Source organism: Paracoccus sphaerophysae (genome assembly GCF_000763805.1).
GTDB lineage: Bacteria > Pseudomonadota > Alphaproteobacteria > Rhodobacterales > Rhodobacteraceae > Paracoccus > Paracoccus sphaerophysae.
Genome location: NZ_JRKS01000074.1, coordinates 1 through 13006, shown reverse-complemented (window position 1 = coordinate 13006; position 13006 = coordinate 1). Strand labels below are relative to the sequence as shown.

General features: G+C 63.1%; 13 protein-coding genes and 2 pseudogenes. 9 read left to right on the top strand and 6 right to left on the bottom strand.

The window, feature by feature from the left end; genetic code table 11:
* The first annotated feature begins 702 nt into the window (after window positions 1–702).
* Genes IC63_RS14760 through IC63_RS14745 form a run of 4 tightly spaced genes read left to right on the top strand, consistent with a single transcriptional unit; the run spans window position 703 to window position 4078 of the window.
* Window positions 703–2199, top strand: a complete 1497-nt coding sequence (locus IC63_RS14760) for a multicopper oxidase family protein (protein ID WP_036702641.1) — start codon at window positions 703–705, stop codon at window positions 2197–2199.
* A gap of 10 nt (window positions 2200–2209) precedes the next feature.
* Window positions 2210–2827: a DsbA family protein gene (locus IC63_RS14755; protein ID WP_231565662.1), complete on the top strand. Its 618-nt coding sequence runs from the start codon at window positions 2210–2212 to the stop codon at window positions 2825–2827.
* A gap of 24 nt (window positions 2828–2851) precedes the next feature.
* On the top strand, window positions 2852–3373 hold the full coding sequence (locus tag IC63_RS14750; protein WP_231555322.1) for a DUF305 domain-containing protein: 522 nt from the start codon (window positions 2852–2854) through the stop codon (window positions 3371–3373).
* 54 nt (window positions 3374–3427) lie between these two features.
* On the top strand, window positions 3428–4078 hold the full coding sequence (locus tag IC63_RS14745; RefSeq protein WP_036702644.1) for a L,D-transpeptidase: 651 nt from the start codon (window positions 3428–3430) through the stop codon (window positions 4076–4078).
* 28 nt (window positions 4079–4106) lie between these two features.
* On the opposite strand, the gene IC63_RS14740 is transcribed toward IC63_RS14745, so the two are convergent.
* The 5 genes from IC63_RS14740 to IC63_RS14725 form a co-directional block, all read right to left on the bottom strand.
* A complete protein-coding gene (locus tag IC63_RS14740) occupies window positions 4107–4379 on the bottom strand; it encodes a hypothetical protein (protein ID WP_036721734.1) in 273 nt (90 codons plus the stop codon).
* 39 nt (window positions 4380–4418) lie between these two features.
* Entirely contained in the window at window positions 4419–4874 is a 456-nt protein-coding gene (locus tag IC63_RS14735) for a c-type cytochrome (protein WP_036721733.1), read from the bottom strand.
* A 3-nt stretch (window positions 4875–4877) separates the two neighbouring features.
* A complete protein-coding gene (locus IC63_RS14730; protein ID WP_036702647.1) occupies window positions 4878–5357 on the bottom strand; it encodes a DUF411 domain-containing protein in 480 nt (159 codons plus the stop codon).
* 94 nt (window positions 5358–5451) lie between these two features.
* Window positions 5452–5775, bottom strand: coding sequence for a hypothetical protein (locus IC63_RS18275; RefSeq protein WP_136650133.1), 324 nt, complete (start codon window positions 5773–5775; stop codon window positions 5452–5454).
* A complete protein-coding gene (locus tag IC63_RS14725; protein WP_036721731.1) occupies window positions 5775–6056 on the bottom strand; it encodes a metal-sensitive transcriptional regulator in 282 nt (93 codons plus the stop codon). The genes IC63_RS18275 and IC63_RS14725 overlap by 1 nt, the downstream gene beginning before the upstream one ends.
* Before the next feature lie 100 nt (window positions 6057–6156).
* Here IC63_RS14725 and IC63_RS14720 point away from each other — a divergent pair, with 100 nt between their 5' ends.
* The 5 genes and pseudogenes from IC63_RS14720 to arsJ all read left to right on the top strand — a co-directional run bounded on the left by IC63_RS14720 (window position 6157) and on the right by arsJ (window position 12126).
* Window positions 6157–8520, top strand: a complete 2364-nt coding sequence (locus IC63_RS14720) for a heavy metal translocating P-type ATPase (protein ID WP_036721729.1) — start codon at window positions 6157–6159, stop codon at window positions 8518–8520.
* Between the two features lie 241 nt (window positions 8521–8761).
* Window positions 8762–8890 (top strand): annotated as a pseudogene (locus IC63_RS17720) (arsenical resistance protein ArsH); the annotation flags it as partial.
* 128 nt (window positions 8891–9018) lie between these two features.
* On the top strand, window positions 9019–9858 hold the full coding sequence (locus tag IC63_RS14715) for a metalloregulator ArsR/SmtB family transcription factor (protein ID WP_036702652.1): 840 nt from the start codon (window positions 9019–9021) through the stop codon (window positions 9856–9858).
* Between the two features lie 4 nt (window positions 9859–9862).
* Entirely contained in the window at window positions 9863–10870 is a 1008-nt protein-coding gene (locus IC63_RS14710; protein ID WP_036721728.1) for an ArsJ-associated glyceraldehyde-3-phosphate dehydrogenase, read from the top strand.
* Window positions 10867–12126 carry an organoarsenical effux MFS transporter ArsJ gene (arsJ, locus tag IC63_RS14705; protein ID WP_036708203.1) on the top strand — a complete coding sequence of 420 codons (1260 nt, stop codon included), beginning with the start codon at window positions 10867–10869 and terminating at the stop codon, window positions 12124–12126. Before IC63_RS14710 ends, arsJ begins: the two co-directional genes overlap by 4 nt.
* Window positions 12127–12471: 345 nt before the next feature.
* Here the strand turns inward: arsJ and IC63_RS14695 are convergent.
* Window positions 12472–12879 (bottom strand): annotated as a pseudogene (locus tag IC63_RS14695) (HAD-IC family P-type ATPase); the annotation flags it as partial.
* Window positions 12880–13006 lie beyond the last annotated feature (127 nt).

The following is a 13006-nucleotide window of genomic DNA, read 5'->3' as shown; positions in this document are numbered from 1 at the left end:
GGCGTCGTTGTAGCTGGACCAGTTCGTCGTGCGGTAGCGGGCGGGAGAAGGCTTGCTCATGCCCCCAGCCTAACCGACTGGATTCCCGCCGTGAATCCTCCGCGGGCGGACTTCTGCAACAACGCCGCAGGGAGGCGGAAGGTGGCGGAACCTAGGGGGAGGCGTGCCGGTCAATGGCTCAGAAGGGAAAAACCTACACCCTCTGTTGATTGCTCCGTGAATTGCAACGAGAGCCTGTCCTGCTTATTGTCAAGCTAGTTTCATAGGTTCCAACTCAACCATATGATGTGCCGCGCGATATGTTCTCTGCTTGTTGTCCTGCTCGTGTTGGCGGGCGCGACGCAGCATGGGAAAAGTGCTGGCCCAGCCGGACTGCCGACCGATCACGTTGTCGCTTCGATCAGCCATCCCGGCGACACAGCCGGGCATGAGCACGGTTATTCGGGAGAGCCTTCTCGGCACGATATGACCGATGCCTGTGCGATTGTATGTGTCGGCACACCTACGCCCTGGCTTGCTGCCGCACAACTTGCGCCTGTTGAGACCGAGCATTCGCTGAAATGGCACTCTATAGCAGTGACACGTGAGGGCCGTCTGGTCAGCCCCGGATACCGCCCTCCGAAATCCATCTGAACACTTGCTTGCCGCACCTTTTAAGGTGCCGAACATGGTTCGCCCTACGGGGTCTGATGGATTATTCATATGACTTGCACACTGAATCGCCGCGGCTTTCTGACCGCATCCGCTGCCATGGCCGCAGCTTTTGTCATCCCTCGCGCGGGCTTTGCGCAGCCAGCCGCGCTGGCATTGCAGGCAACGACGCGCACGCTTGACATCAATGGCCGCGCCGCGACTGTTTTTGGCCTGATCAACGGCAACGGAACCCCTGGGCTGACGCTGGATCCGGGCCAGCGTTTCCTGCTGGACCTGACCAATGATCTGACCGAGCCGACGATCATTCATTGGCATGGACAGATCCCGCCGAACGCGCAGGACGGTGTTCCCGACATGCCGCTGCCGCTGCTGCAGCAAGGAGAGACGCGTGCCTATGATTTTGAGGCCGCAGCAGGCACGCACTGGATGCACAGCCATGTGCCCATCCAGGAGATGCAGTTGCTGGCCGCACCCCTGATCGTCCGCCGCCCCGAGGATCTGCGAGCTGATCGGCAAGAGGTCACCATGTTCCTTCACGACTTTTCCTTCCGCCCGCCGGAAGAGGTGCTGGACGAAATCCGCTCGGGAAAGGGGCATGACGAGGCCGCCGAAGCCGATATGTCGCAACCAGCCGATCCCCATGCGGGCCATGACATGGGTGGCGGTATGGCCATGAACGGGATGTCGGAAATGAGCGGCATGTCCATGCCCGGTATGGCCGGGATGCAGATGGACCTGAACGACTTCGATTTCGATGCCTATCTGGTGAATGACCGCACCTTGGGCGACCCGGAAGTTGTGCGGGTAGAAAAGGGTGGCCGGGTCCTGCTGCGGGTCATCAACGGGGCTGCTGCCACGGTGTTCTGGCTCGATAGCGGCGAGGTTTCGGGTCGGCTTGTCGCTGTGGATGGCCAGCCGGTGCAGCCCTTGTCGGGAACGCGCTTCGGTCTGGCCATGGGTCAGCGCCTGGATATCGAACTTGACCTGCCCGCCGGAGGCGGCGCATGGCCGATCCTTGCTCTGCGCGAAGGCGCGCATGAGCGCACCGGCCTTATCCTTGCCACTTCCGGCGCCAACGTGCCGGTCATTCTCGGAATGGCGGACGATGCGGCACCTGCATTCGATATCGACCTTGCGCAGGAAGCCGCCTTGCGGGCCGTTGCTCCGCTGACGGAACGAGCTGCCGATGCCTCACCCATGGTGATGTTGGGCGGGCAGATGCAGCCCTATCGCTGGACCATCAACGACCGCGTGTTCGAGGATCGGATTCCGGTTACGGCGAAAACAGGCCAGCGGGTCGAGATCATGTTTCACAACATGTCGATGATGGGCCATCCCATGCATCTGCACGGCCATCATTTCCAGGTCGTCGCGATCAATGGCAAGCGGTTCGTCGGCGCTTTGCGTGACACGGTCTATGTGCCGCCCATGTCAATGGTCACGGTGGCGCTGGATGCGGGCGAGGCGGCGGAATGGATGCTGCATTGTCACCATATGCCGCATCTTGCCAGCGGCATGATGACGACGTTCGCGGTCTCGGCGTGAAGGGAGTGACATGATGTTTCAGCGACGCATGATCCTGACCCTGGCCCTTACCGCACCGGCGATGGCCATCGCACCGCGCCTATCTTGGGCTGGTCATTCGCTTCCACCCGAATTCCGCAGGCAGCTTGAGCACGACGCGAATGCACCGATCTTCGGTAATCCAGACGGCGACGCATCTCTGATCGAGTTCTTCGACTATAACTGCCAATTCTGCCGAGCGATGATGCCGGTGGTGGATGCCGTGTTAGGAGCCGATTCCGGCTTGCGGATGGTGATGCGGGAATGGCCGGTCTTCGGCGAGGGTTCGGTTTTCGCGGCCCGCGCGGCGCTGGCGTCGCGCAAGCAGGACCGCTACGCCGACTTTCATCGCGCCCTGATGAGTCAGAAACCCCGGGCCGAAAGGGCCAGCGTCCTGCGTGTTGCGCGATCCATGGGTTTAGACACGCAGCAATTGCAGCGCGATATGAACGGCCCGGAGATTGCTCAGCATATCCAGCAGTCCAATACGCTGGCCGAGGCGATGGGGCTTGTCGGCACGCCCACCTTCATCGCCGGATCGGATTCACGCTTTGGCGCCATTTCTTCATCCGAATTGGCCGAACTGGTCGCGGCCTCGCGCCGGAACTGACAAATTTCAAGAAAGGACAATGCTATGGATCATTCTGATCGACACAAGAGCCACGGAAGCATGAGCGGCGGAAGCTATGGCCGTTTCGCGGCGATGATCGCTACCTCGACGATGATCATGTTCGGGCTGATGTATCTGAACACCTGGGCGATGGATCATGTCTTTTTCAGCCAGACCCGGATGTGGATGGCGCTGTATATGGGCGGCGCCATGGCTCTGATCATGTTGGCCTTCATGCTGGGGATGTACCGCAATCCGCGTGCCAATTTGATCGTCGCGGGCCTTTCAATTCTGGCATTTGCCCTCGGCCTGTTTCTGGTTCGCAGTCAGGCAACGGTCGACGACACCGCCTGGATGAAGGCGATGATTCCGCATCACTCGATTGCGATCCTGACATCCACCCGTGCCGATATCTCGGATCCTCGTGTGCGGGCGCTGGCGGACAGCATCATCGAGGCCCAGACGCTGGAAATCGCCGAGATGAAGGCGCTGATCGCCGATCTGGAAGGCGGACCTGCGGCGACGCCAGAGGTCGATGGGCGCTGAACTCGCTGCATTTACCACATTCTCTCAAGTTAGAAATAAATGAGGAGCAATCACATGCTGACACGCAGACATTTCATTCGGACGACAACCGCCCTGTTCTCGGCTGCCGCTGCCAATCCGTTAATGGCATCGACCTGGCCCGACGCGACGCAGAAGGCCGCCTGGGATGCCGAGGTGGAAGCCGGTGGCCCCAATCCCTGGGGTCTGCATCCGCGCTTCCTGCCGCAGCGGATCGTCGCGAATGATGGTCTGGTGCCGGGCGATATTCATGTCGATGCCGTGGCAAGATACCTTTACCACATCGAAGAGGGTGGCACGGCGATGCGCTACGGCGTCGCTATCGGCCGGGGCGATCTGTATGAGCCGGGCACCTATACGATCAAGCGCAAGGTCGAATGGCCGCACTGGACCCCGACACGGAACATGATCAAGCGCGAGCCCGAGATCTATGCGCAATTTGAGGGTGGCGTCGAGCCCGGCCCCCAGAACGCGCTGGGTTCGCGCGCGCTTTACCTCTACCTCGGCGACCGCGATACCTATCTGCGCATTCACGGTACGCCGTTTCCGACCTCGATCGGCAGCCGCGCCAGTTCCGGCTGCGTCCGCATGGTCATGGCCCATATCAACGGGCTCTACCCGCGGGTCCAGATCGGTTCGACCGCCTATCTCTATTCACCGGAAGGCAGCGTGACGGCGATAAGCTAGTCTGCTGCCCTCCGGCGATCCTGATGGGTCAGACCGGTTTTGCGTTGCAGATTTGGTTGCCATTCGCGGCCCGCAGCGGCACCAGCGTCGTTTCGACCGGACCTGCGTGGTAGTACCAATAGCAGTCATCCGCCGGGTCGAGGCGCGCCGTGGTCAGGTCCTGGTTAGGGCCGGCAATGGCGACGACCTCGTTCGGGATCGGATAGGGCGAGGCTTCCTCGGCGGCGATATCGGGCCTCTGGGCCGCGCATCCGGCAAGGACAAGCAGCGTCAGGGCGATTGCGGCGGTTCTTATCTGCATTGGGAAACTCCTAGGCTATGGTGGTGACGCGCCGGGAGGTCATGGCGCGCTGTCCTTGGTGATGCGGCTCTGGATCGCGCGCTCGCGTTCCGGCCAGGTGGATTTGATATAGGCCAGAACGGCGGTAATCTCGGCATCGCTCATGACATCAGTAAAGCCGGGCATGTCGCTTTCATAGCCATCGCCGACCACGGCGGCGGTGCCGTCGCGGATGATGCGTTCCAGAAGCGCGTCGGCATGATGCCATGTGTGGCCGGTCTCGTCATGCGGTGGCGCCGGATAGCGGCCATTTGCGAGCGGGGTCTGCCAGTCCGGCTGGCCCTCCAGATCGGCGCCGTGGCATGTGGCGCAGTTTTCAGCGTAGAGCCGCTGGCCAAGCGCGATCACGGCCTGATCCTGCACGGCTGCCTCCGTCGCCGCGCTGCCGCGCCAGAGGATCAGGATCGCAGCGGCCAGACCGACCGCCGCGATGAGGATGAGTGCGTTGCGCGTCATCTGTTACCCGTCCAGCGGGAAGGCGCGTCCGTCGCCGGCAATGCCACCCCAGGCGATGACCTCGGCGGTGGCCTCGACCCCGCCGCCCATGCCCGGCGAGCCGGCGGGCATCCCCGGCACGGCGATCCCGTTAATGTCGGGGCGCTGTTCCAGAAGCTGCCTTATGGCCGCGAAGGGCACATGGCCCTCGATGATATAGCCGCTGATCCGGGTCGTGTGGCAGGACCACAGGTTTTCGGGCACAGCGGCGTCGCGCTTCATGCCGACATAGTCGCTGGCCTCAGTGATCTCCACCTCGAACCCCGCCTCGATGGCCAGATCGGCCCAGGCGCCGCAGCAGCCGCAGCCGGGGTCCTTGGTGATGCTCAGCAGGTTCGGCTTTTCGTCCGAGCCGGTGGCGGCAAAGGCAAGGGTAGAGGTTGTCGACAGCATCGCCGCGACCGCCAGGATCGCCCCGCGACGCGAGAAATTGGGATTGCTCATATCTGATGTCCTTCAGGATATTGCGCGCCGTAGGGGCATTCGCCCCTCTCGTGGCGCAATTGATCAGCTTGCAGGCCCATCGGGCCAGGCGGCGTCAGAGAGCAACGGGTCGCGGAGGGGGCAGCGGCAAACGCGGCCTGGCGGATTTCATATCCTGCAACGCGGGAATGTGCCGGATGCGGCGTGGCAAACGGGCCGCGTTCGGCGTGACTTCGGCATGGCCGATGGCGGCACAGGCTGTGCAGTCGCCATGCTGAGAGTCCGGCTGTGGGGTACAGCATTCATGCGCGGCCGGCGGCACGGATGTTTCGGCTATCGAGGCCGTCTGCGACGCTTCCGCCGTTGCGGCGCCGGTCAGGGCCAGCGGCATCGTCACCGCCAGCATGACAGCAAGCAGGGCCGACAGCAGGAACCGCATCAGCCGCGCACCTTGTCCATCAATTCAACCACCTCACGGAACATCACCCTCTGCCGGTCCTGATCGCCAGATTGGATCGCGTCTTCCATGCAGCTTCGCGCATGATCCTCGATCAACAGGCGCTCGACCCCGCGCAGGGCCGAGCGGATGGCGGCGGTCTGGTTCAGGATATCGACGCAATAGCGCCCGTCCTCGACCATGCGCGACACGCCCTGCACCTGACCGTTCAGGCGGGAAAGCCGCTTCAGGATCGCGTCTCGGTTCTGCTTGTCATGCGCCAAGGAGGGCTCCGAACTTCAACATCTGCAGCTTGTGCTATACCCTCAAGGGGTATAGAGCAAGTCTGATATACCCCCTATAGGTATCTGCCGGGAGAGATTCATGGACCACAAGCACGATCATTCGCATAGGCAGCACGATCACGGGACACACGGTGGCGCACCGGCACAGGCTGATCCCGGTAAGGCCATCGACCCGGTTTGCGGCATGCAGGTGACGATCAAGCCCGAGGCACGCCAGCGCGACTATGAGGGACAGACCTTCTATTTCTGCTCGGACGGTTGCCAGTCGAAGTTCGACGGCGATCCGTGGTTCTACGCCTCGGGCGCGGCGGTCAAGGTCGAAAAATCCGCCCCGGCAGGCACGCAGTGGACCTGCCCGATGCATCCCGAGATCGTCCGCGACGAACCTGGCGCCTGCCCGATCTGCGGCATGGCCTTGGAGCCGATGATTCCCTCGGACGAGCCCAGCCATGAACTGACCGATTTTACCCGGCGGCTCTGGGTCAGCGTGGCCGCCGCCGTGCCGCTGTTGATCCTGACCATGGGCGAGATGGTGGGCATTCCGGTCCGCGACTGGATCGGGCACCGCACCGCCGCTTGGCTGGAATTCCTGCTGGCTACGCCCATCGTGCTGTGGGCGGCGCGGCCCTTCTTTCAGCGCGGGCTGGATTCCTTCATAAACCGCTCGCCGAACATGTGGACGCTGATCTCGCTGGGGGTCGGCGCGGCCTATCTCTATTCGCTGTTTGCGACCTTCCTGCCGGGCATCTTTCCCGAAGAATACCGGATGGGCGGCATGGTCGGCACCTATTACGAGGCTGCCGTGGTCATCGTTGCCCTGGTCTTTGTCGGACAGGTTCTGGAACTCAGGGCGCGGGAACGCACCGGCGATGCGATCCGGGCGCTGATGGATCTGGCACCCAAGACGGCGCGGCGCATCCTGCCCGATGGCAGCGAATATGACGCGCCGCTGGAAAACATCGTGGCCGGGGATCTCTTGCGCGTGCGTCCCGGAGACAGCGTGCCGGTGGATGGCGAGGTGGTCGAGGGGCGGTCGTCCTTAGACGAAAGCATGATCACGGGCGAGCCGGTGCCGGTCGAGAAGGTGCAGGGCGATCGCGTGACCGGCGGCACGATCAACAAGAACGGGACGCTGGCGATCCGCGCCACAGATGTCGGCGCCGATACGGTTCTGTCGCAGATCGTCCAGATGGTGGCCGGGGCGCGGCGGTCCAAGGCGCCGATTCAGGGGCTGGCTGATCGGGTCTCGGCAATCTTCGTGCCGGCGGTGGTGGTGATCGCCATCGCGGCCTTTGTCGTCTGGCTGATCTTCGGTCCCAGCCCGTCCTATGTCTTTGCCGTCGCATCTGCGGTCTCGGTGCTGATCATTGCCTGTCCCTGTGCGCTTGGGCTGGCGACGCCGATTTCCATCACCACGGCAGCGGGACGCGGCGCGCAGGCCGGCGTGCTGGTCAAGAATGCCGAGGCGCTGGAACTGATGGCCGATGTCGATACGCTGATCGTCGACAAGACCGGCACGCTGACCGAAGGCAAGCCTGCACTGACCGATGTGACCAGCTTCGGCGATGTGCCCGAGGATGAGTTGCTGGCCGCCGCCGCCGCGCTGGAACGCGCCTCCGAACACCCGCTGGCCGAGGCAATCGTCGAGGGTGCCAAGGCGCGTGGGCTGAGCCTTGGCAATGGCGAGGAGTTCGAGGCCGTAACCGGCAAGGGGGTGATTGGCAAGGTCGATGGACGCGATGTGGCGCTTGGCAATAACGCGCTGATGACGTCGCGTGGCATCGACTGCGACACGGGCGAGGAGACCGCCGACCGCCTGCGCGGCGAGGGCAAGACGGCGATGTTCGTGGCGCTGGATGGCAGGCTGGCGGGGCTTGTCGCCGTTGCCGACCCGATCAAGCCAACGGCCGAGGCGGCGATACGTGACCTGCATGATCTGGGAATCAAGGTGATCATGGCAACCGGCGACAATGAACGCACGGCGCTGGCCGTGGCCAGCCGGTTGGGCATCGACGAGGTCCGCGCCGGGATGCTGCCCGAGGGTAAGAAGGACCTGATCGACGGGCTGCGCGGCAAGGGGGACAAGGTCGCCATGGCGGGCGACGGGGTGAATGATGCGCCAGCCCTTGCGGCGGCGGATGTGGGCATCGCAATGGGCACCGGCGCCGATGTGGCGGTCGAAAGCGCCGGGCTGACCCTGCTGGGCGGCGATCTGACCGGCATCGTCCGCGCCCGCAAGCTTGCCGTGGCCACCATGCGCAATATCCGCCAGAACCTGTTCTTCGCCTTCATCTACAACGCCGCCGGCATCCCGGTGGCGGCGGGGCTGCTCTATCCGATCTTTGGCCTTCTTCTGTCGCCGATGATCGCGGCGGCGGCCATGTCGCTGTCCTCGGTGTCCGTCATCGCCAACGCGCTACGGCTGAAACGGGTCGATCTGTGACACAGCAGGCCATGTAACATTGCAAAGACAGCATTGCGAAGATCTGAAACTCCCACCATCAGTGGCGCCTATGCTCGACATAGTTGCAATACTTGGCCTTTGACCAAGGTTTCCCCCTCCCCGTTGAGTTCATGTGTCGCGCTCGATTTGGGCGGCGCCGATTGCATTGAAGCCGTTCCCGCCTCACTTGAGGGGACTTGATCCCGGTACTGGCCGCCATCCCGTTCGCCTGCCGCTGTGGCTGGAGGAGTTGATGAAGTTCACCCTGCTGACCCGCGACCGGGCTGACTATCCTGTTGATCGCTTCTCCGAGCGCAAGGAAAGCGCGGAGGCCCTGACGCGGCGGGTCAATCTCTCGGCCTCGACCTAGTGCACACTGCGACCGGTGGACGCAGAAGTCCGCAGGGGTGAGCCTGCGCGAATGGATGGAGTGGCCCGATCAGGCTGCGTCATAAAAACTTCACTGGACAGCATTGTTAATTCCTGTATTCCGGAATTATGGAAAAAAACAGCGCCGCCCATGCATTCGCCACCCTCGGTCACCCTGACCGCCTCGCCGTCTTCAGGCTGCTGATGCGCTTTGCCCCGCGTGGCGTGCGCCCGACCGAGATTGCCGAGGCGCTAGGTCTGAAGGCCAATACGCTGTCGCACCATCTCTCGGACCTTGCGTCGGCAGGGCTCGCGAGTGTCGAACGGCGAGGGCGGTCACTCTTCTACTCCGCGAACCGCCAACTCACCGAGGCGCTGATCGACTATCTCGCGCTAGACGTAGGCCGCGCCCGACCTGACCTCATTTCTCCCTCCCTGTCGGCTCAGAAGGATCCCGCCATGGACGATACCGACTTCGACGTGCTCTTCATCTGTTCAGGAAATTCCGCCCGCTCGATCTTTGCCGAGGCCCTGTTGCGCGATCTTGGCAAAGGGAAGTTTCAGGCCTTTTCGGCCGGCACCCGCCCCAATACTGCGCTGAATCCCTTCGCGCTGGAGGTGCTTGAGCGAAATGGCCATGACACCTCAAGCTTGCGATCCAAGCATGTGTCCGAGTTCCAGCAGCCTGACTCCATCGTCATGGATTTCGTATTTACAGTTTGCGACACATCCGCCGCCGAGGAATGCCCGCCATGGCCCGGCCAGCCGATTACCGGCCATTGGGGCCTGCCGGACCCGGTAAAAGCCATGGGTACCGACGCCGAAAAGGCACTGGTATTCGCCCAGACCTATGGTGCGCTGCGTCGCAGGATCGAAACGTTCATTTCCTTGCCCTTCGCAACCCTTAACCGGCTATCGCTGCAAAACCGCGTCGACGACATAGACACCGAAGCCCTCAAGGAAGACTGAGATCATGCCCCGTATCGCCCTCAACGGCCTTGGCCGGATCGGCAAACTTGTCTTGCGCGACCTTATCGATACAGGCGCAGGTGGCGACATCGTCCTGCTGAACGATCCTGTCGGCGACGCCGAACAGCACGCGTTGCTGATGGAGTTCGACTCGGTCCATGGTCGCTGGCGCACGCCGGTTGCCGCCGCCGAGGGTGCGCTGGAGTTGAACGGAAAACGCATCAGGCTGACCCATGAGAAGACCATCGAGGCTTTGCTGCTGGCAGAGCTTGGTGTCGATCTGGTGATCGATTGCACAGGCGTCTTCAAGACAGCGGCCAAGGTCGCGCCTTATTATGCCGCCGGGGTGAAGAAGGTCGTCGTCTCTGCCCCGGTCAAGGACGGCGGGGCGCTGAACCTTGTCTACGGTGTCAACCATGATCTTTACAACGGATCGCAGAACCTTGTGACGGCGGCCTCCTGCACGACGAACTGCCTCGCGCCGGTAGTCAAGGTGATCCACGAGAACCTTGGGATCAGGCATGGCTCGATCACCACGATCCACGACGTGACCAACACCCAGACCATCGTCGACCGCCCTGCCAAGGACATGCGCCGCGCGCGGTCCGCCCTGATGAACCTGATCCCGACAACCACAGGTTCGGCCACCGCGATCACGCTGATCTATCCCGAACTGAAAGGCCGCCTGAACGGCCATGCCGTGCGCGTGCCGCTGCTGAACGCGTCACTGACCGACTGCGTGTTCGAGGTTGAGCGCGAAACAACCGCCGAAGAGGTCAACGCCCTGTTCAAAACCGCCGCCGAAGGGCCGCTGAAGGGCATTCTGGGGTTCGAGACGCGGCCGCTGGTGTCCTGCGATTTCACCAATGATCCTCGCTCGTCAATCATCGACGGGCCGTCGACCATGGTGATCAATGACACGCAGGTGAAAATCTACGCCTGGTATGACAACGAATGGGGCTATTCCTGCCGACTGGCCGATATCGCCCGCATGGTTGCGGGAGCGATGTGAGCGACGTGACTGCCTCTGCGAACCCCTTGCGCGCCTATGCGGCGGTGACGGCGGCCTATTGGGCCTTCATGCTGTCGGATGGCGCGCTGCGGATGCTGGTCCTGTTGCATTTCAACGCGCTTGGCTTTTCGCCCGTGCAACTGGCCTGGCTTTTCCTACTTTATGAGGTCGCGGGCATCGTGACCAACCTTGCCGCAGGCTGGCTGGCGGCGCGGTTCGGCTTGGCGGCGACGCTTTACGGCGGGCTGTCGCTGCAGATCGGGGCGCTGGTCGCCCTGGCGCAGCTTGACCCGGCCTGGTCGGTTGCGGCCTCGGTCGCCTTCGTCATGGCGGTGCAGGGCGTCTCGGGCGTGGCCAAGGATCTGGCCAAGATGTCGTCGAAATCTGCGGTGAAACTGCTGGCCCCGACCGAGGACGGGGGGCTGTTCCGCTGGGTCGCGGCTCTGACCGGATCGAAGAATGCCGTCAAGGGTTTCGGCTTCTTCCTGGGTGCGGCGCTGCTTGGCCTTGCAGGGTTCGACGCCGCCGTCTGGGGCATGGCGGCGGTACTGGCGGTGATCTTGCTCGCGGTCGTGCTGTTTCTGCCTGCGGGTCTGCCCGGGCGGATGAAATCCGACGAAAGCTGGTCCGGCTGGCGGTCGAAGGACATCCGCGTGAACCGCCTGTCGCTGGCGCGCATGTTCCTGTTCGGGGCGCGCGATGTGTGGTTCGTCGTGGGCATCCCGGTCTATTTCCAGGCGGTGCTGTCGGACGGGACCGCCGAGGGACGGCGCGAGGCCTTTTTCCTTGTCGGCGGCTTCATGGCGCTCTGGATCATCGCCTATGGCGTTGTGCAGGGTTTCGCACCGCGCCTGTTGGGGGGCAAAGGACAACCCGAGGCTGAGACGGTCAACAAGGCGGTCTTCTGGTCCGGTCTCCTCGTGCCGGTGCCGTTCGTGCTGGCCCTTGCCGCGTTGGTCGCGGGAGGACCCGCCCCTTGGCTTACAATTCTTCTGGTCGTGGGGCTTCTGGTCTTCGGCTTTATCTTCGCGGTGAATTCCTCCGTACATTCCTACCTGATCCTCGCCTTCGGATCGGCCGAGCGGATCACACGCGACGTGGGGTTCTATTATATGGCCAACGCTGCGGGCCGCTTGATCGGGACTTTACTCTCGGGCGTCAGTTTTCAGCTTGGTGGGCTGCCGCTCTGCCTTGCGACCGCCGGGGTAATGGCGCTTGCCAGTTGGCTTGCCGCGCGTCGCCTCAGGCTCGTTTGATTGCTTGGAGCGCGCGCGTGGCCAGCGCGCCGATCCCGGCGGTCACATATAGCGCCCCGAGCCCCCAGACCGAAAGCGCCGTCCCGAAGATCAGCGGGGCGGCGGCCTGCAACAGTCGAGCCGGGGTCTTGAGCCAGCCGAGTCTCTGCCCGCACTCTGAGGCGTCGAACAGCGCCAACCAGCCCGAAAGCCGAGCGCGGCATAACAGTCGCGCCGTTTCGCCCACGAGAACAGCCAGACCGGCCGACCGGCCGCTTGCGCCGCCATGGCATTGCCGGAAAAAAAAGCATGAGATAGGCGGAAAGCAGGGTCAGCGCCGCCCAACCGAAAGCGGAAATCACGGCGTCACGCCTCGCGCTCGGGATCGAAGCGCAACAGGCGCAAAGCGTTCAGCGTGACCAGAACTGTCGCCCCGGTATCGGCCATGATGGCGATCCACAGACCGGTAATCCCCAGAACCGAGGTCACAAGAAACACCGCCTTCAGCCCAAGCGCGATGGTGATGTTCTGGCGGATATTTCCCATGGCCGTGTGGGCAAGGCGGATCAGTGCGGGGATGTCGGTCACCCGGTCGCGCAGGATCGCGGCATCGGCCGTCTCCAGTGCCACATCGGTGCCCGATCCCATCGCGACACCGATGCTGGCCTGCTTCAGGGCCGGAGCGTCGTTGATGCCGTCTCCGATCATCATCACGCCGCCTTGCCCGCCCATTTCACGGATCGCGGTTAGCTTGTCTTCGGGCATCATGTCGGCCGGCGTTGTTGCAGAAGTCCGCCCGCGGAGGATTCACGGCGGGAATCCAGTCGGTTAGGCTGGGGGCATGAGCAAGCCTTCTCCCGCCCGCTACCGCACGACGAACTGGTCCAGCTACAACGACGCC